The organism is Rhodococcus sp. BH5 (genome assembly GCF_027583855.1).
Lineage (GTDB): Bacteria > Actinomycetota > Actinomycetes > Mycobacteriales > Mycobacteriaceae > Rhodococcus_F > Rhodococcus_F qingshengii.
This window is the reverse complement of the sequence record NZ_JAJHVW010000015.1, coordinates 64,522-85,168: the sequence shown is the minus strand read 5'-3', so window position 1 is coordinate 85,168 and position 20,647 is coordinate 64,522. Positions and strand designations below refer to the sequence as shown.

At 63.4% G+C, this 20,647-nt stretch carries 17 protein-coding genes; 7 read left to right on the top strand and 10 right to left on the bottom strand.

The features are described from left to right. Positions 1 to 100: 100 nt before the first annotated feature. A complete protein-coding gene (locus RhoBH5_RS27815) occupies positions 101 to 1,876 on the bottom strand; it encodes a DEAD/DEAH box helicase (protein ID WP_003945121.1) in 1,776 nt (591 codons plus the stop codon). A 102-nt stretch (positions 1,877 to 1,978) separates the two neighbouring features. Between RhoBH5_RS27815 and RhoBH5_RS27810 the strand changes: the two genes are divergently transcribed. From RhoBH5_RS27810 to RhoBH5_RS27795, 4 genes are all read left to right on the top strand, one after another. After that, entirely contained in the window at positions 1,979 to 2,806 is an 828-nt protein-coding gene (locus RhoBH5_RS27810; protein WP_003945106.1) for a carbon-nitrogen hydrolase family protein, read from the top strand. Positions 2,807 to 2,861: 55 nt separating this feature from the next. Continuing rightward, positions 2,862 to 3,488 carry a phosphoribosyltransferase gene (locus tag RhoBH5_RS27805; RefSeq protein ID WP_007736162.1) on the top strand — a complete coding sequence of 209 codons (627 nt, stop codon included), beginning with the start codon at positions 2,862 to 2,864 and terminating at the stop codon, positions 3,486 to 3,488. Positions 3,489 to 3,614: 126 nt separating this feature from the next. After that, entirely contained in the window at positions 3,615 to 4,313 is a 699-nt protein-coding gene (locus RhoBH5_RS27800) for a hypothetical protein (RefSeq protein WP_003945151.1), read from the top strand. Positions 4,314 to 4,452: 139 nt separating this feature from the next. Continuing rightward, complete coding sequence (locus tag RhoBH5_RS27795) at positions 4,453 to 6,240, top strand: AMP-dependent synthetase/ligase (RefSeq protein WP_042450345.1); 1,788 nt, start codon at positions 4,453 to 4,455, stop codon at positions 6,238 to 6,240. Positions 6,241 to 6,296: 56 nt separating this feature from the next. Here RhoBH5_RS27795 and RhoBH5_RS27790 read toward each other — a convergent pair whose 3' ends face one another. From RhoBH5_RS27790 to RhoBH5_RS27780, 3 genes are all read right to left on the bottom strand, one after another. Next, positions 6,297 to 7,283 (bottom strand): NAD-dependent epimerase/dehydratase family protein, encoded by a 987-nt coding sequence (locus RhoBH5_RS27790; RefSeq protein WP_270009027.1) that lies wholly within the window; start codon positions 7,281 to 7,283, stop codon positions 6,297 to 6,299. Between the two features lie 87 nt (positions 7,284 to 7,370). Beyond that, positions 7,371 to 8,741, bottom strand: coding sequence for an FAD-binding oxidoreductase (locus RhoBH5_RS27785; protein ID WP_270009026.1), 1,371 nt, complete (start codon positions 8,739 to 8,741; stop codon positions 7,371 to 7,373). After that, complete coding sequence (locus RhoBH5_RS27780; protein WP_007736157.1) at positions 8,738 to 9,439, bottom strand: FadR/GntR family transcriptional regulator; 702 nt, start codon at positions 9,437 to 9,439, stop codon at positions 8,738 to 8,740. The genes RhoBH5_RS27785 and RhoBH5_RS27780 overlap by 4 nt, the downstream gene beginning before the upstream one ends. 92 nt (positions 9,440 to 9,531) lie before the next feature. Here RhoBH5_RS27780 and RhoBH5_RS27775 point away from each other — a divergent pair, with 92 nt between their 5' ends. Continuing rightward, positions 9,532 to 10,149, top strand: coding sequence for a cysteine hydrolase family protein (locus RhoBH5_RS27775; protein ID WP_030536921.1), 618 nt, complete (start codon positions 9,532 to 9,534; stop codon positions 10,147 to 10,149). Positions 10,150 to 10,154: 5 nt separating this feature from the next. Here RhoBH5_RS27775 and RhoBH5_RS27770 read toward each other — a convergent pair whose 3' ends face one another. Then, positions 10,155 to 10,796 carry an alpha/beta hydrolase gene (locus RhoBH5_RS27770; RefSeq protein WP_003945142.1) on the bottom strand — a complete coding sequence of 214 codons (642 nt, stop codon included), beginning with the start codon at positions 10,794 to 10,796 and terminating at the stop codon, positions 10,155 to 10,157. 83 nt (positions 10,797 to 10,879) lie between these two features. Between RhoBH5_RS27770 and RhoBH5_RS27765 the strand changes: the two genes are divergently transcribed. Next, positions 10,880 to 14,323 carry a TM0106 family RecB-like putative nuclease gene (locus RhoBH5_RS27765; protein ID WP_270009025.1) on the top strand — a complete coding sequence of 1,148 codons (3,444 nt, stop codon included), beginning with the start codon at positions 10,880 to 10,882 and terminating at the stop codon, positions 14,321 to 14,323. A 29-nt stretch (positions 14,324 to 14,352) separates the two neighbouring features. Here the strand turns inward: RhoBH5_RS27765 and RhoBH5_RS27760 are convergent, their stop codons facing one another. Further along, positions 14,353 to 15,528: an amino acid deaminase/aldolase gene (locus RhoBH5_RS27760; protein WP_003945107.1), complete on the bottom strand. Its 1,176-nt coding sequence runs from the start codon at positions 15,526 to 15,528 to the stop codon at positions 14,353 to 14,355. Between the two features lie 70 nt (positions 15,529 to 15,598). Then, positions 15,599 to 16,246, bottom strand: a complete 648-nt coding sequence (locus RhoBH5_RS27755) for a TetR/AcrR family transcriptional regulator (RefSeq protein ID WP_020908434.1) — start codon at positions 16,244 to 16,246, stop codon at positions 15,599 to 15,601. 78 nt (positions 16,247 to 16,324) lie between these two features. Between RhoBH5_RS27755 and RhoBH5_RS27750 the strand changes: the two genes are divergently transcribed. Continuing rightward, a complete protein-coding gene (locus RhoBH5_RS27750; protein ID WP_054781623.1) occupies positions 16,325 to 17,638 on the top strand; it encodes a D-arabinono-1,4-lactone oxidase in 1,314 nt (437 codons plus the stop codon). A gap of 3 nt (positions 17,639 to 17,641) precedes the next feature. On the opposite strand, the gene RhoBH5_RS27745 is transcribed toward RhoBH5_RS27750, so the two are convergent. The 3 genes from RhoBH5_RS27745 to RhoBH5_RS27735 are packed head-to-tail and all read right to left on the bottom strand — an operon-like array spanning position 17,642 to position 20,605. Next, positions 17,642 to 18,607, bottom strand: coding sequence for an adenosine deaminase (locus RhoBH5_RS27745; RefSeq protein WP_019749316.1), 966 nt, complete (start codon positions 18,605 to 18,607; stop codon positions 17,642 to 17,644). A 7-nt stretch (positions 18,608 to 18,614) separates the two neighbouring features. Continuing rightward, the gene (locus RhoBH5_RS27740) at positions 18,615 to 19,376 is read right to left on the bottom strand and encodes a crotonase/enoyl-CoA hydratase family protein (RefSeq protein ID WP_064112505.1); all 762 of its coding nucleotides are present in this window, start codon (positions 19,374 to 19,376) and stop codon (positions 18,615 to 18,617) included. A 35-nt stretch (positions 19,377 to 19,411) separates the two neighbouring features. Continuing rightward, on the bottom strand, positions 19,412 to 20,605 hold the full coding sequence (locus RhoBH5_RS27735; protein ID WP_030536925.1) for a class I adenylate-forming enzyme family protein: 1,194 nt from the start codon (positions 20,603 to 20,605) through the stop codon (positions 19,412 to 19,414). Between the last annotated feature and the right edge of the window lie 42 nt (positions 20,606 to 20,647).

Genomic DNA, 20,647 nt, shown 5'->3' with positions numbered 1-20,647 from the left:
ACACAGAAAAGCCTTGCCCCCCACACAGAAAACAGGCGCTGTCCTCCTCGCGGAGGGCAGCGCCTGTTTCAGTCTTCATGACAGTCGTTGAAGCTGTATGTCAGTCGTTGTAGCGATCGCGTCCGCCACCGCGGCGGTCGTCACGTCCACCACGATCGTCCCGGCCACCACGGTCGCCACGGCCACTCGGACGACCCTGCGGCGGCCCGAAATCAGGCTGCAGCTGGATCAGGACGCCGGAGATGCGTGTGCGACGCAAAGCTTCGAGAGTCTCGTTGGAGAGGTCGGCCGGCAGCTCGACGATGCTGTGATCCGGGCGAATGCTGATGTGCCCGAAGTCGCTTCGACGAAGCCCACCCTCGTTGGCGATGGCACCGACGATGGCACCCGGAACGACGCGGTGACGCTTGCCGACTGCAATGCGGTACGCGGCCAGCTCCTGGCCCTCGGGCCCACGCGAGCGCGGGGCCGGGCCATCGTCGAAACGACGGGGAGGACGTGGTTCACGAGGCTCGCGCTCACGACGCGGCGGTGCCGGCGGCTCGGGAGAAAGCAAGAATGCTTCGCCGTCGCGCGACTGCAACGCCAGAGCGGCAGCGATGTCGATGAGCGGAACGTCGTGTTCCTGGTCGTAGTCCTCGATCATCTTGCGGAACATCGCGAGATTCTCCGAGGCCAGGCTCTCGGTGATGGAGTCACCGAACTTGGCCACGCGCTGGGCGTTGACGTCGTCGACACTGGGAAGCTGCATCTCCGCAAGCGGCTGACGGGTCGCCTTCTCGATGGACTTGAGCAGATGACGCTCACGCGGGGCGACGAACAGCAACGCGTCACCCTGACGACCGGCGCGGCCGGTACGACCGATGCGGTGGACGTACGACTCCGTGTCATGAGGGATGTCGTAGTTGACGACGTGGGAGATTCGATCCACGTCGAGGCCTCGAGCAGCAACGTCGGTCGCGACGAGGATGTCGAGGGCGCCGTTCTTGAGCTGACCGATGGTCCGCTCACGCTGGGCCTGGACGATGTCACCGTTGATCGCGGCAGCCGAGTGCCCGCGGGCGCGCAGCTTCTCCGCCAGGTCTTCGGTGGCCTGCTTGGTACGGACGAAGATGATCATCGCCTCGAATGCCTCGACCTCGAGGACTCGGGTCAGTGCATCGAGCTTGCGCTGATGAGCAACCTGAATGTAGCGCTGCGTGATGTTCGAGGCGGTCGACGTCTTGGACTTGACGGTGATCTCGACCGGATTGTTCAGGTACTGCTTCGAGATCCGGCGAATCGAGCCGGGCATCGTTGCGGAGAACAGGGCGACCTGCTTGTCGCCGGGGGTGTCGCGGAGGATGCGCTCGACGTCCTCCTGGAACCCCATCTTGAGCATCTCGTCGGCCTCGTCGAGAACGAGGTACTTGAGATTGGTCAGATCCAGGGTGCCCTTTTCGAGATGGTCGATGACACGACCCGGGGTACCGACGACGACGTGTGCGCCGCGGCGCAGGCCCGACAGCTGGACGCCGTAGCTCTGGCCACCGTAGATCGGCAGGACGTTGAGTCCGGGGATGTGCGCGGAGTACTTGCCGAAGGCCTCGGCAACCTGAAGCGCCAGCTCACGCGTGGGAGCAAGCACCAGCGCCTGGGTCTGCTTGATCGACGTGTCGATCCGCGACAGAACGGGAACTGCGAAGGCTGCGGTCTTGCCGGTACCGGTCTGTGCGAGACCGACGACGTCCTTGCCTTCGAGCAGTGGCGGAATGGTGGCAGCCTGAATGGGCGAGGGCGACTCGTAGCCCACGTCTGACAGTGCCTTCAGTACCCGATCATCGATGTCGAGGTCGGCAAATGTTGGGGGTTCGGGGTCACGCTCAATATCACTCATTTGACCAGCAGTTTAGCGGATAGAGTATAGACACGACGACATACCGGGGGTGCATTTACGACAGATCCACCCTCCCAGCGGGTTTCGCCTAGCGTAGGAAGCATGACCGCAGCCACCGCAGCCACCCCCTCCCAGACCGTTGTCGCGATTGCCCAATTCGCCCCGGGGACGGACAAGAAAGCCAACCTCGAATCACTGCGATCACTGGCTTCCGATGCAGCAGCACGCGGCGCGAAAGTTGTCGTGGCGCCGGAATACTCGATGTTCACCGCACCGAAGACGGATGAGCGTTTGATCGAGTCCGCGGAGGACCTGGACGGCGAATTCGGTTCGGCGCTGGCGTCGGTCGCCGCGGAGTTCGGAATCTTCCTCGTGGCAGGAATGAACGAGCGGATCGACGACGTGAGCAGAATCTCCAACACCCTCGTCGCGATGGACCCGAACGGCGAACTGGTGGCGACCTACCGGAAGCTGCATCTCTACGACGCTTTCGGTTACCAGGAGTCGGCCGTGATCCGCGCGGGCGAGATCACCGAACCGCAGACTTTCGGGTGCGACGGCCTGACCTTCGGCCTCCAGACCTGCTACGACCTGCGCTTCCCGGAAGTCACCCGGCGCATCGTCGACGTCGGCGCAGACATCTTGCTCCTGCCCGCCCAGTGGGTGCCTGGGCCGCTCAAGGAAGACCACTGGACCACTCTCGTGCGCGCCCGGGCCATCGAGAACACGATGTACATCGCAGCGGCAGATCAGAGCGCGCGCGGCGGCGCGGGTGCCAGCATGATCGTCGACCCGATGGGCGTCGTGATGTGTTCCCTTGGCGAGCAGGTCGGGGTCACCACCGCACTCGTTTCGGCTGCTCGCATAGCCGAGGTACGCGAGAAGAATCCTGCTCTCGCGCTGCGGAGGTTCACAGTCTCGTCGCGGTGACCTGCAGCGAGTAGCGTCGAACTGGTCGGGGTTCGAGCTTCTCGAGGACAACGCAGTGACCCAGTATCGGGATCGATCTTCCGCCGGCAAATTTCTGGCCGGGCGGCTCGAGACCTTGCGTATCGACAAGCCCGTCGTTCTCGGACTCCCACGCGGCGGAGTTCCGGTCGCAGCCGAGGTGGCTGCGGCACTGAACGCTCCGCTCGACATCGTGGTGGTGCGCAAGCTCGGCAGTCCGTACAACCCGGAACTGGCGATGGGCGCTATCGGTGAGGGCGGCGTGCGGGTCCTCAACCACGACGTCATCGCAGCGGTTCGCGTCTCGAAAAGAGAACTCGTCGCCGTCGAACGCGACGAGCGAACCGAATTGGAACGGCGGGCGCATCTCCTGCGCGAGGGGCGGACCCCGGTTTCCCTCCACGGACGCACTGCGGTGATCGTCGACGACGGAATGGCTACGGGCGCGAGTGCCGCGGTTGCCTGCCGATGCGCGCGCACCGCGGGTGCTGCCGCCGTGATCGTCGCGGTCCCAGTAGCCTCCCCCGAAGCCATGAGAGTGATCGCGTGCTCCGCCGATCGGGTCGTCTGCCCCTTCGTTCCTGCCCTGTTAGGCGGCGTCGGTGCTGCATTCGAGGACTTTCATCAACTCAGCGACGACGAAGTGCTGTCCTTCCTCGCCTGAGTGCACACCTCTCCAGCCTGAGCACAGTCCAAGAGATCTCTGAGAATTTGTGATGTGTGCAACATTTCGCTCCTCGGTGCCGATAGCCCAAATGGAACAAAAAGAATTCGGCTTTCTGGAGGAACCGTGACCATCTCGACCGATACCGTCGACGCCGTCGCAGCTGCGTGCCGTGACCGCCTGGGCGACCCTTCCGCCTGGGTTGCGTCAGACGCTTATCGACAGAGCCTCGCCCTGTGCATCATCGAATCCGTTCAGTCCACGTCGGGTCACAGCGAAGTGACCGTCGTCGATCGCTACCTGGCGTACCGGAAAGCCCGCGAGGACAAACCCGTCACGGATGGCGCACGTGAACTACTCCGCACCTTCGAGGAAGCCGGCAGTTCGGACCAGTGGGCAGGCAAGATCGGCTCGTACAAGCGTCGCTACACGGCGACGGGTGTCCCGATCGAGGCACGGCACATCCAACAGGTCGCCGAGAAACTCCATCACTTGCGGATCAACAGCGTCGAGGACCTGCTGTCGGCCGCCGATTCCGACAACGCTCTCGAAGCCGTTCACCATGCCTGGGTGGACGCGTGCGGAGACGGTTCCGAAGTGACCTGGGCCCACCTGTTGATGTTGGCCGGAATTCCGCACACCGATCTGGGGACCGCTGCCGACACCTTCATCAGCGCGACACTCGGCACCACCGAGTTGCCGGGAGACACCTCGGAGATCCTTGCAGCTACTGCAGAGCAACTCGGAGTGGATCCGGACCGATTGGACTACGCAATTCGGCGGTGGCTGTCCGTGCACGGTCGCACGCTCCAACACGTCGCCTGAGTACCTGTAAACAGGCGGTCACACTAAACTGCAGGTCAGCGCCCGACCAGTTCTACCGAATAGTAACGACAGTGCAAAATGACGACTAATGTGATGCAATGCACATCAGAAATGTCAGTAGTCACTGGAGGGGTCAATAGTGCGCGAGTTCTCAGTTCCACAGTCGTTCTCAATTCCGGAGAACGTATCCATGGCCGACTCCGTGTTCCGTCACGCCGAAGAAGACCCCACATTCGTGCCGTTCAAGAGGCCGTCGAACGGTGGATGGGTCGACGTCACTGCAGCTGAATTCGCGAAGCAGGTCTCCGCAGTTGCCAAGGGCCTGATCGCGTCAGGTGTCGAGCTCGGCGACCGCGTCGCTATCCTGTCCGCGACTCGCTACGAGTGGGTCGTTCTCGACTACGCCATCTGGACTGCAGGCGGATGCACCGTCGCGATCTACGAGACCTCCTCCCCTGATCAGGCGCAGTGGATCCTCGAGGATTCAGCGACAACACTTCTGGTCGTCGAAACGGCCAAGCACGCGGAGACTCACAAGGAAGTCACCGACGGCGCAGAAGCCCTCCGCGAGGTTCTTGTCATCGAGTCGGGTGCGATCGACGAGCTGTCCAGTCGCGGTTCGGCAATCACCGACGAAGAACTGCACACTCGTCGTCACCAGGTCACCGCTGCCTCGCCCGCGACCCTGATCTACACCTCCGGAACCACCGGACGCCCCAAGGGTGTCCAGCTGACGCACTCCAACTTCTACGCCGAGTCCAACGCCTGCCGCCTGGCGATGCCGGAGTCCATGGTCCCCGGCAAGAAGACTCTGATGTTCCTGCCGCTTGCCCACGTATTCGCGCGAGCGATCTCCTTCGGCGCTTTCGACGCCAAGGTCACCGTCGCCCACACGTCGGACCTGACGACGCTGCTCGAGCAGTTCGCCGGCTTCAAGCCCAACTTCATCCTCTCGGTGCCCCGCGTGTTCGAGAAGGTGTACAACTCGGCTCGCCAGAAGGCAGTCGACGGCGGTAAGGGCAGCATCTTCGACAAGGCTGCTGCCACCGCCATCGAATACAGCGAATCCCTCGAAAAGGGTGGCCCCGGACTGGCACTCAAGCTCAAGCACGCGGTATTCGACAAGCTCGTCTACTCGAAGTTGCGCGCAGCTCTGGGTGGCGAGTGCGAGCGTGCAGTCTCCGGTGGCGCAGCCCTCGGCGCGCGCCTCGGCCACTACTTCCGCGGCGTCGGCATCCCGATCTACGAGGGCTACGGACTCACGGAGACCAGCGCCGCAATCACCGTCAACACCTCGAGCGCGCAGCGCGTCGGCACCGTCGGCAAGCCGATCAACGGCCATGCAGCACGGATCGCCGAGGACGGCGAACTCCTCCTGCAGGGCCCGGTCGTGTTCGCCGGCTACTGGCACAACGAGAAGGCCACTGCCGAATCCATCGTCGACGGCTGGTTCCACACCGGCGACCTCGGCTCGATCGACAACGAGGGCTACGTCTCCATCACCGGACGCAAGAAGGAAATCATCGTCACCGCGGGCGGCAAGAACGTCGCACCGGCAGGCCTCGAAGATTCCCTGCGCGCGCACGCTCTGATCAGCCAGTGCCTCGTCGTCGGCGACGGTCAGCCGTTCATCGGTGCACTGATCACCCTCGATCCGGAGACTCTGCCCGGTTGGGTCGAGCGCAACGGCCTGCCCGCCGGCACCCCGATTGCCGATCTGGTGAAGAACGCCGACCTGATCGCCGAGATCGACTCGGCCGTTGCCGACGCGAACAAGAAGGTCTCCAACCCCGAGCAGATCAAGAAGTACACGATCCTCGAGGTCGACTTCACCCAGGAGACCGGTGAATTGACGCCGACGCTCAAGCTCAAGCGCAACATCATTCACGAAGCTCACAAGACCAAGATCAGCGACCTGTACGCCTGATCGATCGTCTTTCACGAGTCTGGCCCGGTTCGAATGCGAACCGGGCCAGACTCGTTTCACTGTCCGGCGGAGAGTAGTTCCTCTTCGATCTCGGATGGAAGGCCGTGCACCGCACGATCCTCCCGCTGAGTCGGCAGAGTTTCCCGCTGCATCCACTCCCAGGTATCGCGCACGGTGTCTTCGACGGGCCGGCACCGCAGCCCTGCTTGCCCCGCCTTGGCGGTGTCGGCTTCGAGGAAGCCCGCGAACTCGCCCTCCTGCGGAACCCAACACGGAAGTTGTGTCCACGGCTGCACTCCCGCAGCGGCCAGCCTGTCCTCGTCGATCCACACGAGTTCAGCGTCCGAACCGGTGGCAACCACGCACGCCTGGAGGAGCCCGGAGGTAGTGGTGTGGCCGGACGGGCTGATGACGTCGTATGCCCCGCTGATCCCGGCGGCCAGTCCGGCCAAGACAAAGGTTGCGATGTCGCGGGCATCGACGTACTGCAACGGTCTGGTCGGCACTCCGGGAGCAACGACACGTCCGCCCGCCGCGATACGCTGCAGCCACCACGGCAACCGCCCGATGTCCTCGCGCGGGCCGAGTATCAACCCTGCCCTCGCGAGCAACGCGTCCGGGAAGGATTCCAGGACAGCGAGTTCGGCCCCACGTTTGGCGGACGCGTAATCGCTGTTGTCATCGGAGGTCGCAGATGCGGCCGCCACCGGCGAGGTCTCGTCTACGTGCAAGCCCCATTGGTAGACGGATCCACTGGAGATGTATGCGTACCGGTCGACGTGACCGCGCAAAACGCGTGCATTCTCACCGACCACTCGGGGGCTACCCGACCAGGTGTCGACGACAAGATCCCATCGACGATCACCGAGCGCATCAACCATCGCACGCTGATCGGTGCGATCCGCGAACAGGACCTCCGCTGTAGGTGGTGGCGCTCCGGTGAGCCCACGATGGAGCACTGTCACTTCCCAGCCCCGAGCCAAAGCGTCATCGACGAGAGCGCGGCCGAGGAACCGTGTTCCTCCGAGCATCAACAGCTTCATGAGGGCCATCGTCACTTGAAAAGCGTCGTGCGGCAACACGTTCGTCTGGTAGCGCAATTTCCGGCGACTGAGGCACGGACTAACCGCTCAGATACCTCGTCCGGGATTGAGAATGTTCTTCGGATCGAATGCGGCCTTCACTGCAAGCATCATTTCGCGTTCGGTCTGGCCGACCATGTCCGCCATGTACGGCGCTTTGAGAACCCCGATACCGTGTTCACCGCTGATCGTTCCGCCCAACGCCAGTGCGCCGGCAACGATGTCGTCGAAAGCTCCGCGCGCACGATCCTGCGCACCCGATTCGGCAGCGTCGAACACGATGGTCGGGTGGAGATTGCCGTCGGCGGCGTGACCGAAGGTTCCGATCGTGACGCCGTGGCGATCGGCCGCTTCACGAATGCATTCCAACATGGACGGCAACGCCGGCACCGGCACCGCGACGTCGTCGAGAAGTACCGTGCCCAACGCCTCGAGAGCCGGCAAGGCCATGCGGCGCGCGGCGGTGAACTCTTCACCTTCCACCGGATCGTCGGTGTGGAAAACCTCTCGGGCCCCGGCGCTTTCGCACGCCGCGGCGCAGTCCGCTGCCTCGGCGGCCGCCGACCTACCGTCGCACTGGATGAGCAGCATCGCCCCGGCCGATACGTCCAGCCCCATCTTGGTCAGCCGATTGACGGCGCCGATGGTGACGTCGTCCATCAACTCCATCTGACACGGTTCGGCCACTGCCGACAGGGCGAGGACGGCATCGATCGCGGACTCCGCGGAATCGAAGAAGGCGACCACAGTGGTCACGGCAGTGGGCGCCGTACGCAACCGCATCGTGGCTTCGACGATGACCGCGAGAGTGCCCTCCGACCCGACGAGCAGATGTGTCAGGTCCAGCCCCGCAACGTTTTTGCGCGTCCGTGCACCGGTACGGATCACACGCCCGTCGGCGAGTACCGCCGTCAGGGCCGCGACGTGATCACCGGTGACGCCGTACTTGGCGCAACAGATGCCGCCTGCATTTGTCGCCAGGTTGCCGCCGATACTCGAGATGGACCGGCTTCCCGGATCCGGTACGTACCAAAGTCCCTGCTGTGCAACAGCTTCTGCCAGGTCACCGTTGATCACTCCAGGCTCCACCGTGGCGGTGCGCGCGGCAGGATCGATCTCGAGAATGCGATCCATGCCCGCGACGCTCAAGACGATGCATCCGTCGAGTGCGTTGGCGGCGCCGGCCAACCCGGTACCTGCCCCTCGTGTCACCACGGGAACGGAGAGTTCGTGGGCCACCGTCATGACCGCAACGACGTCGTCGACCGTCTTCGCCTTGACCAGCGCGGCGGGCGTTCCGGCTGCGGTGAGCAGTGATTGATCCCGGACGTACGCGCCCATTCGGTCGGGATCGGTTGTCGCCCTGTCCCCCACCGCTTTCTGCAAGCGTTCACCCAACAGATCGATACTCGTGGTCATTGTGTTCGTCCTTCGTAGAATCCGCGCACATGGCGCTCGACCAAAACGGCGGCCTCGTCAGCTGCGCCGCGCTCGATCGCGTCGGCGATACCCTCGTGCTCTGCCAGCAGTGCGCCGAGCGTGGCCGCCGAGTTCTCGCGCGAGTCGAGTTCGCTCAGCAGGTAGCCGGCGATGCTGTCGCGGAGAACCGTCATGACCAACCCGAACGCCTTGTTCCCGCCGGCTCCGGCCAGCGCAACGTGAAAGTCGACATCGGCGTCGTGGAATGCGACCGAGTCGTCGGCAAGGGTTGCGACGCGCATCCGCTCGATCGCATCCCGGGCGCCGTTCGGCACCGCGACGACAGTGCGCAGCGCAGCAGCTTCGAGCAGCACTCGCAATTCGACAAGATCGCCGAGCGGAACCGCGCCCACTTGCAGTGCCGTACTCAGGGCAGTGGCCGCAGAATCGGCCGTGTGCTCGTGCGTCACCCGAGGCCTGGCAGTAGAAGTGGTGTCCGCGCCGGTCAACAATCCCTGCGCTTGCAGGACCCGAAGGGCCTCACGGACCGTCGATCGACCCACCGAGAACGTCTGTGCAAGTTCCTGTTCGGTGGGCAATGCCTCACCGACCGGGAGTGAACCGTCGAGAATGGCAGCGCGGATTCGTCCCGACACGGCAAGGCTGAGCGGCATGCGCGACAACGGAGTCGTATCCATGCCGCGACGCTACCACCCCTTGCCTGCTTGTCTGACAAACTGTTTAATTGAGGAGATTCGTGACCCGGACCACAACAGAGAAGGTGCCGACCATGACCGACAAGCTCGAATTGGATCCCGCGACCACCGCCGTCGTGCTCATCGAGTACCAGAACGACTTCACCACCGAGGGCGGTGTTCTTCACGAGGCCGTCGCACCGGTCATGGAATCGAACGGACTCCTCGCGAACACCGCCGCGCTGGTCGATGCGGCCCGTGCGGCGGGTGTCACCGTGATGCACGCACCGATCACCTTCGCCGAGGGGTACAACGAAATCACCTCGCATCCGTACGGAATCCTCAAGGGCGTCGTCGACGGAAAGGCCTTCGTGAAGGGTTCGTGGGGCGCCGCTATCGTCGACGACCTCACTCCGAAAGACGGCGACATCGTCATCGAGGGCAAGCGTGGACTCGACACTTTTGCCAGCACCAACCTCGATTTCATTCTGCGCAGCAAAGGAATTCGCACGATCCTTCTCGGCGGTTTCCTGACCAACTGCTGCGTCGAATCGACCATGCGCACCGGATACGAGAACGGCTACCGGGTCATCACACTCACCGATTGTGTAGCCGGAACTTCGGTCGCCGAACACGAGAACGCGATCACCTACGACTACCCGATGTTCTCGCACCCCGTCACGTCGAAAGAGGTGCTCGGCGCGCTCTCCTGAGAGGACTACCTGGAATGCGCTAGAAGGAATTCACGGCTGACGTTGGTGACACTGGCGTGAACCTTCTCGTGCAGCAGGTCGTGACCGGCGTCCTCGAACTCGCGCATCTCGACGTTGCGCAGCGTCCGCGCCCAGTCCCGGACGGGATCGACCGGGGCGATCCGGTCGTCGGTACCGTGAACGACCAGGACTGGGATGCCCGCGTCGGAGAGTTCCGCCCACCCGTGTTGCTCGACCGCACTGCGCGGAATGCCGCACAGCACTGCGGAGGCAAAATCGTGATCGCGATGAGCCAGCATCGTCAGCGCCGTCACCGCACCCAAGGAATGGCCCATCACCGCCTGCGGGACTTCGGGCAGTTCCGCCAAAGCGATGTCAGCGAGCGCGGCTGCATCGGCAGCAAGATCGGAGAGCGGAGCCCCGACTCCCGGATCGCCCTCCGACAAACCGTGCCCGGTGTGATCGATCGCCCACACGTCGATCCCCGACGCCGTCATTGCGCCCGCGAAGCGGTGATACTGGCCGCTGTGCTGGCCGAGACCGTGCAGAAAGACCAGTGACACCGTGGGCACCGCACCCCCTGCCGCCGGCCAATGCCGAAAGTGCACCTGACCGGTTCGTCCGTCGAAGAAAGGCATGATCGTCATTCTGCACGCCGCTACCGATATCCGCGGCTCGTGAGCGATTACTGGTGGGTTGCCTTGTCGGTGAGCGATGGCACAATCGCCCTGTGTTCCTACTCGATGATCAGATCGTCTACAGCGCCAGCGACCTCTCGGCTGCGGCCTCGTGCGAGTTCGCACTGCTGCGGCAACTCGACGCCCGAACCGGTCTGATCGCGGCCGAGGCCGCCGAGGCGGATCCGATGCTCGAGCGGACGTCGAGCCTCGGCGACTCGCACGAGCGCGAACAGCTTCAGAAGTTCATCGATCAGCACGGAGACGGCGTCGTCGTCATGCCGCGGCCGGAACACTCACGCGCGGGGTTGACCGCTGCCACGTTGGCCACCGTCGAGGCAGCACGATCGGGCGCTCCAGTCATTTATCAGGGAACCTTTTTCGACGGCCGATTCCTCGGGTTCTGCGATTTCCTCGTCCGCGAAGGCGACACCTACGCGGTCTACGACAGCAAGCTCTCCCGGCACGCCAAGGTGTCGGCGCTTCTACAACTCGCCGCATACGCGGATGCGTTGGAGCGCAATGCAATTGCCGCCTCCGATCAAGTTCATCTACTGCTAGGCGACGGCAGCACGTCGTCGCACGACATCGGAGACATCGCGCCGGTATTCGCGGCACGTAGAGCTGAACTCGAACGAGTCCTCGACGAGCACCGCGCCGAGGGGAAACCGACACAGTGGCTCGACGATCGGTACCTGCGTTGTGGTCGATGCGACACCTGCAGCGTCGAGGTCGAAAGCCATCGAGACCTGCTGCTGGTTGCGGGTGTCCGCGGCAATCAGCGTGAACAGCTGATCGTCTCGGGGATCACGACAATTGACGAACTCGCCGCGAGCACCGGCCCTGTCGAGGGAATCCGCCGGGAAACACTCGACAAGCTCCGTGCACAGGCAGCGGTTCAACTACGCCAGGAAGTGTCCGGCGACGCCGAATTCGAGGTCTACGAACCCTCGGCGCTCGGAGGACTCCCCATCCCCGACGACGGCGACATCTTCTTCGACTTCGAGGGCGATCCGCTCTGGGCCGAGGACGGGTCCACCGATTGGGGGTTGGAGTATCTGTTCGGTGTGGTCGAAGGGCCTGCGGACGACTACGTGTTCAAGCCGTTCTGGGCACACGATCGCGAGGGTGAGCGCCAGGCGCTCCTCGACTTCCTCGATTACGTCACCGCGCGTCGAGAAGCTCATCCAGGCATGCACATCTACCACTACGCCGCGTACGAGAAATCGGCGCTGTTGCGCTTGGCCGCACGTCACGGTGTCGGCGAGCAAACGGTGGACACCCTGCTCAGCGAGAACGTGCTCGTGGACCTGTACCCGATCGTCCGTGCCTGCCTGCGGATCGGACAACGCTCGTACAGCATCAAGAAACTCGAGCCGCTCTACATGGGTGAGCACGGCCGCGACGGCGACGTGACCAATGCCGCCGCTTCGGTTGTCGCTTATGCCGACTACTGCCAATTGCGCGACGGCGGACAAGCCGACCAGGCCAGGGAACTTCTTCAGGGCATCTCCGACTACAACGAATACGACTGCGAATCCACTCTGCGCCTGCGCGATTGGCTTGCCGAGCGCGCCGCAGAACACGGCGTCGAACTTCGTGAGCCGACCGGGCAGATCAAGATTCCACTCGAGGAGCTCACCGAATCGGAGATCGCGCTCCGCGAATTCGCAGGACACAAGGCAGGTTCGGCGCGTACCCCCGATCAGCAGGCAGCTGCTCTACTGGCTGCTGCGGTGGGGTACCACAATCGTGAGCGGAAGCCGTACTGGTGGGCCCACTTCGACCGATTGGTCACACCGATCGAAGACCTGGTGGACATCCGCGACGTCATGGTGGTCGAACAGTCCGAAATCGAGGCGGACTGGCACAAGAGCACTCCACGTCAGAAGAAGTTCCGTCGACACATTCAGCTGACCGGAAGTTTCGGCACCGGAACGTCTTTGAGCCCGGGCAGTGATCTGTTCGCTCTCTACGCAACCCCCTCCCCCGATGCCGTTGCAAGCGAGAACCCCACCCAGCGCGGCACCAGCAGCGTCAAGGTCACCGCCGTCGTCAAGTCCGAAGGGCTCGACGTGGTCACCGTGGAAGAACTGCTCAGCGGTGACGAATACATCGATTCCCCGGTCGCGTTGGCACCTGGTCGTCCGATTCCCACCGGACGCATGGAGAAGTCCATCGCCGCTGCCGCGTCCGACGCCAGCGAGAGCCTGCCCGAACTGCCACACATCGCGGCAGTCGACATTCTCAGGCGCAGCACCCCGAGAACCCGCTCGGGTTCACCGCTGCCACCTGTCGGCACCGACAACAACTACGCCGACGCCATCACCGCCGCACTTCTCGACCTCGACGATTCCTACGTGGCGGTGCAAGGTCCTCCCGGTACCGGCAAAACCTACACGGGCGCTCGTGTCGTCAAGACACTGATCGAACAACACCATTGGCGAATCGGCGTGGTGGCACAATCACATTCGGTGGTCGAGAACATGCTCGGCGGCATTCTGAAGGCCGGCGTGGACCCTGCACTGGTCGCGAAGAAGGGCAGCCGGAGCAAGACCGCAGAATGGCAGGACATCGCATCCGAAGAATATGCGGGATTCATCGCCGAGGCCGAAGGCGTCGGCTGTGTCATCGGCGGCACTGCGTGGGACTTCGCGAACACCGATCGTGTTCCAGCGGGCAGCTTGGACTTGCTCGTCGTGGACGAAGCAGGCCAATTCGCGCTGGCGAACACCATTGCCGTCGCGATTTCCGCGCGAAACCTGTTGCTGCTGGGCGATCCGCAGCAGTTGCCGCAGGTGAGCCAAGGCACTCACCCCGAACCGGTCGACGAATCGGCACTCGGTTGGCTCGCCGAGGGACACGGCGCACTGCCACCCGAACTCGGCTACTTCCTCGAGAAAACGTGGCGGATGCACCCGGATCTGTGTGCGCCCGTGTCCGCATTGTCGTACGAGGGCAAGCTGCATTCCCAGGAAACCGTGAGTGCGGCAAGAAAACTCGACGGACTCGCTGCCGGAGTACACACGGTGTTCGTCGATCACCGCGGCAATTCCACCTACTCCCCGGAAGAGTCCCAGGAAATCGTTCGCCAGATCCAGGGCCTTCTCGGTACGCCTTGGACCGACCCGAGCGAGTTCGAGGGAACCAGGCCGCTGGAGCAGTCGGACATTCTCGTGGTCGCGGCGTACAACGCCCAGGTGGGCACCGTCGAGCGCGATCTCACCGAGGCCGGTCTCACGGAGGTCGAGGTCGGGACCGTCGACAAGTTCCAGGGCCGCGAGGCTGCGGTGGCAATCGTGTCGATGGCCGCATCTGCCGTCGAGGACGTCCCGCGAGGGATGTCGTTCCTGCTGTCGCGAAACCGTCTCAATGTTGCTGTCTCACGCGGCAAGTGGTGCGCGATCATCGTTCGATCGCACGCGTTGACGCAGTACATGCCCAGTACGCCTGCGGGATTGGTCGAACTGGGTGCATTCATGAGGCTGACGAGCTAGCCGAAGCCTGTCTTACCCGAAGCACTGCCCTACCCGAAGCACTGCCCTTCGCCGCGATAGGTGGGAACCGAGGTTCGGGTGCCGTCGGCTTCGACCACGTACACGCGGTCGAAGCGCTCGCACAGCTCGCCGGCTTTGGCGTGACGGAACCACACGCGGTCGCCGATCGCGATGTTTCCGGCTTCCTTCCCGGTGACCGGCGTCTGGACTTCGCCTGCCCCTTCGTTGCGGAGCAGTTTGAGACCAGCGGGCCAGACCGGTGACGGAACGCGGGTGGCTCCCGCAGGTCCGGACGCGATGTATCCGCCACCGAACAGGGTCGTGACCGACGGCGTCGGTTTGCGCACGGCCGACAGCGCGAAGAACAGCGCCGGATCGGGACGGAAGGCACGGTAGCGGTCGAACAGGGTCGGTACGTACAGTCCGGAGCCTGCTGTTACCTCGGTCACCACAGGATCGGCCGAGCTGACCTCCAGCGACCCCGTACCGCCGCTGTTGACGATCTCGAGTGCACCCACGGCATCGGTGACGGCCGCGACCACAGCGCCCCTTCTGGACGCCAGTTCGCGGGCAGAGGCCTTCTTGACCCAACCGATCGGAGCACTGGTGTCAGGAAGGCCGGCGATCTGGGCTTCGTAGAACATCACTCCGACGACGGAGAATCCGCGTTGGCGCGCACGCGCCGCGAGTGCGGCGACCGCGGCAGGTTCGCGCAGCGGCGAGCGTCGTACGCCCAGATGGATCGGGCCGATCCGCAGTGACGCGTCGACGTCGAGACACACGCGGACAGGCGCATCCCCCGTCGACGCCGAACGAATGAGGTCCAACTGCGCATCGTCGTCGACCATCAAGGTGATCGATGCGAGCGCGGTGTCGTCGGCAGCGAGATCCGCGATGGCGCCACGATCGGCGGTCGGGTACCCCATCAGGATGTCCCGTGCGCCGAGCCCGACCAGCCACAGAGCCTCGCGCAGTGAGTACGCCATGATTCCGCGGAATCCGCCGGACGCGGTCAGTGTGTCGCCGAGAGTTTCAGCCAGAACCGTCCGACAACGAACCGATTTGCTCGCCACTCGCACCGGGGTTCCACCGGCGCGGCGCACCAGGTCGGCTGCATTACTGCGCAGTGTGGTCAGATCCAGAGCAGCCAGAGGCGGGTCGAGTTCTCGCGTGGCAGCAGTGAGTCGATCAAGGGTCCTGGTCACAGATGATCCAATCGTCGCGGCGTGCGACCAGTCAATCACCAATCCTGGACGTATGTCCAGGATGGCGGTTCTACTGAGGCGCGACCACGGCTTTGTTGGCGATTACCTGAACCATTTCTCCGAACTCGGCAATAGTCGCGTCGGAGTCACGATCGACCAGCCATCGCAGAACAAGGCCGTCGATCATTGCAAGACTCAGTCGCGCAATCGAACTCAACGGCTCCGTCCACACCGTGCCCGATATCTTGGCGCACTCTTCGAGAAACGACACCGCGAGCTCATCCATGATTCGGTACTGCTCAAATGCAACCGCCCCAGCACGTTCGGCTCCGAGATTGCGACTACGCAGTGCCTGCGCAGTAATTTCGTAGGTCAACAACTGGCGATCCGGGGTTGCCTCGATGGTCGGCCACATTCCGGTCAGGCCGATGTGCAGCAATTCCCTGAGCCCCTGCACGCCACTGAGATCCGGCGCATGGCGGACCTGCGCGAACGCATACTGCATCGACGCACTGAGCTGCAGAATGAGCGTTTCACCCATCGCCGCGATCAGCGCTTCCTTGCTCTCGAAGCAGTAATGAACGACGCCGAGCGATACCCCGGCCTCCTCTGCCACCGCCCTTACCGTCACAGAACTGACACCGCGCTGTTCCGCAATAGACAAGGCGGACTCGACCAATTGTGTGCGGCGTTCGTCCGCCGGGAGCCTGTTCAGCATCCAATGATCGTAGAACGCAAATGACAAAATCTTCGCGCAATACTTGCCTGGACGACCGTCCAAGTACATTATTGCGTAATGGCTTCGGACACTTGGCAGAACTGGGCGGGCACTCAAAGCGCCGCGCCGCGTCGCTTTGCGACGCCGACAAATACCCGTGAACTTTCGTCGTTGGTCGCCGAGGCCGCCTCGCGTGGCCAACGTGTGAAGGCCGTCGGCGCCGGCCACTCGTTCACCGGTGTCGCGGTCACTGACGGTGTCCTCGTCAGCCTGGACAACTTGAGCGGAATCGACTCGATCACACCGACCGACGACGGTGCGCTGGTCACTGTTTTTGCAGGCACTCGCCTTCATGCTCTCAACGACGCCTTGTGGCAACGCGGATATGCGATGGCCAATCTCGGTGACATCGACGTCCAGTCACTGGCCGGCGCGACGTCCACCGGCACACACGGCACCGGCGCACGATTCGGCGGTATCGCCACGCAGATTCGCGGAATCGAGATCGTTCTCGCCGACGGATCCGTCGTTACCGCAAGCGCCGACGAAAACGTCGAATTGTTCGAAGCAGGCCGCCTCGGATTGGGCGCAATCGGCATCATTTCGAAGATCACTCTCGCCTGCGTCCCGCGATTCACACTTCGCGCAATCGAGGAACCCGACACGCTGTCTCACATACTGGACACCCTCGAGAGCGATCGTCTGGGCTTGGACCACTTCGAGTTCTACTGGTTTCCGCACACCGATCGTGTCCTGACGAAGAGCAATACGCGACTCCCCGGAGATACCGAACCCGATCCGGTGGGCAAGGTCCGCGCGTTCGTCGACGACGAACTCCTCTCGAACACACTCTTCGAAGGTGTCAACCGCGTTGCCACCCTGGCACCGGCCGCGATCCCGAGAATCAACAACGTGTCGTCCCGATTGCTCGGCGCCCGCGAGTTCACAGATCGCAGCTACCGGGTATTCGCGTCTTCGCGCCGGGTGAAGTTCAAGGAGATGGAATACGCGATTCCCCGCGAACACGTCACCGAGACACTTCACGAAATCGATCGCTGGATGAAGAAGTCCGGAACCAACGTCGCTTTCCCCGTCGAAGTACGTTTCGCTGCCGCCGACGACCTCTGGCTCTCCACTGCTCACGGACGCGACACCGCATACATCGCGGTACACCAGTACCACCGCCGACCCGAAACGGAGTACTTCGCCGCGGTGGAAGCCATCGCGCGCGCCGTCGACGGCCGGCCGCATTGGGGAAAAATGCACAACCGGACCGTCGACGACCTGCGTCCGACGTACGACCGACTCGACGACTTTGTCGCCGTTCGAGACAAGTACGACGCGAATCGTGTGTTCGACAACGAATACTTGCGTCAGGTGCTGGGCGACTGACGGTCAGCGCCGCAGCAGTTCCGCTTTTCGCGCATCGCTCGCAAACGAGGCTTTGATCGAGTTCCGGGCGAGGGTGTCTCGCTCGGCCTCGGTCAGACCCAGGGCTCGGCCCAGTTCGGTGAAATTGTCGTCGACGTATCCCCCGAAGTAGGCCGGGTCGTCGGAGTTGACCGTGACGATCAAACCCATCTCGAGCATCGATCGAAGCGGATGATCCGACAGCGAATCGAACACCCGCAGACGAACGTTCGACAACGGGCAGACCGTCAGTGGAATCTCCTCGTCGACCAGACGCTCGATCAGGGCAGGATCCTCGAGTGCCCGGACTCCGTGGTCGATCCGCTCGGCGCCGAGAATGTCGAGCGCCTGCCAGATGTACTCGGGCGGTCCCTCTTCACCGGCGTGAGCCACAACGTGCAAACCCTCGGCACGCGCGCGGGCGAACACGTCCTCGAACAGTGACGGCGGGTTGCCGACCTCCGCGGAGTCGAGTCCGAGCCCGACGATCGGAGCCTGCAGGCGAATTATCTCGGAGAAGATCTCCTCGGCGTCTTTGACGGGCTGATCTCGGAGGATGGCGGCGATTGCCGCGCTGCTGAGCCCGAACTCGCGCTCACTCGATGCCACCGCATCCATGATCCCGTCCAGGACCTCGGTCAGCGGAACACCACGGACCACGTGCGCCTGTGGATTGAAGAAGAACTCGGCATGCGCGACGCCGGCGGCAGCCGCGCGACGGAAGTACGCTCGCGTCAGGTCGGCAAAATCCTCCGCGGTGCGCAGGACGGCCATGTTGGCGAAGTAGAGATCGAGGAACGACTGCAGATCGGTGAACTCGTACCTCGACTTCAGATCGTCGATATCCTTGTACGGCAAGTCCATTCGATTGCGCTCGGCAAGTCGGTAAATCTGTTCGGGTTCCAGAGAACCCTCGATGTGCATGTGCAGCTCTGCGACAGGTGTAGCCATGTCGGTGTTACCGCCCCTTCCAGACCGGGGCGCGCTTCTCGGCGAACGCCGTCGCGCCCTCGCGTGCATCTTCGGACGCGAACACCGGCGCCATGACCTGCAACTGCTTCGCGAAAGCTTCGTCGTCGGACCAACCGCCGGCCTTGACGATGATCTCCTTGGTGACCGCAACCGCGAGCGGTCCGTTGCGGGTGATGCGATCAGCCAGCTCCAGCGCGCCTTCGAGCGCCTTACCTGGCTCGGTCACCGTGTTCACGAAGCCGTAGCGGTAGGCCTCCTCGGCTGTGAAACTGTCACCGGTCAGGGCCAGTTCCAATGCCTTCTGGTACGGAATCCGCTTGGGCAGGCGCAACAATCCGCCTCCACCTGCGACCAGCCCTCGCTTGACCTCCGGGATACCGAACTTCGCTTCGGACGACGCGACCACCAGGTCGGTGGCAAGCACGAGTTCCGTGCCGCCTGCCAACGCGAAGCCCTCGACCGCCGAAATGATCGGCTTACGCGGCGGCCCTTCCGTGAATCCGAGACCGCGTCCCGGCACGAGTACGTTCTCGCCGGCCACGAATGCCTTCAGATCCATACCGGCACAGAAGTTTCCGCCGGATCCTGTCAGCACCGCCAAGGACAGATCGTCGTCCGCATCGAGCTCTTCGACCGCAGCGGCCAATGCGTGACTGACCGCCGAGTTGATGGCGTTACGCGCCTCGGGCCGGTTGATGGTGATGATCAGTGTCCGCCCGCGCCGCTCGGTGAGAACCTCGTCCGCCATGATGTCCCTCTCGTTTGTCGACCACGCTCGCGTGACTACGCGACGTTGCGTTCGACAATACGGACGAAGCCATCGGGGTCGATCTGCGCGGTGTCGTGAGTGCAGAACCACCCCTGGGTGAACCTCGTCGAGGTCGCTTGCGGCGAGTTCCAATACCGACGCGTGACACTCGGTCCACGGCACAGCAACTCACCGAAACCACCTGGAGCATCCGGGCCGTACAACGCCACTTCCATTCCACCGAAAGCGATTCCGACGCTTCCGAGGTGGGTGGGCGCCGACTCGGTTGGCAGAATGAGACCAGCCCCACAGGTCTCGGTTTTGCCCCACCCGATCACATGCCGAGCGGCCGGGAACAGGGTCAGCAGCTTGGATTCCTGTTCGGCCGTGATCGGCGACCCGCTGCAATCGATCCACTGAACCGACCTCGAACCGGCACGCGCCGCCGGTCCAAGGGTGAGCAACCGTGGCTCGAGCAGATCCTCGGGCCGCCCGGTCACGATGTCGACGGTATGCACACTCTCACGCCAGAAGTCGCCGGCGAGGACCACCGTTCCACCGACCACCAACGTCGCGAGCACGTGCACGAATTGCCGTACCGACTTGAAGTCATTGTCCACCAACAGATTGCGCACACCTTCGACGCCGTAATCGCGCGAGTGCAGAATGCCGACGATGGCGGAGAGCACGTTCTCGTTGCTCAACTCGACGCCCAGCATTTCACCCGAAGAATCGGCGGTGTACGCGAGGATCGCCATCTCCTCCGGGGCGGCACCGTCGTCGATGAACGGAACACCGTGTGGGAGTTCCCCGTCGAGCACCAACACCGAGCCACTGTCCGCGATGACGAAGTCCGCCGCGTCGTCGCTCAGATGAACACCCACGGAGACTGGAACACCGCCGGCGAGAATGACGCCGAGGCACGCCTCCATCCACCTCACCCCGGCGGCGACGCGAATGGCCACACGGTCACCGATCTCGACGCCTCGCGACTTCAGCCCGCCTGCGACCCGCGACGCCTCGGCCCACAACTCCGCGAAGGTGACCTGCTCGCCGTCGACCTCCTCCACCGCGATGCGTGAGGAGAATCGATGAACGGCGATATCGAGGAGTTCGGACAGCGACGGGTCGAGTTGGCTGTACCGAAGCACCCCGTCACCCGCACGGGTGACACGGGCGTCGGCGAGGAGCTGAGTCGAACACGGGTATTCCACAAGCGTCGACCGCATCGATACCTCCACGTCACTGACAACCCACCGGCCATTCGACTA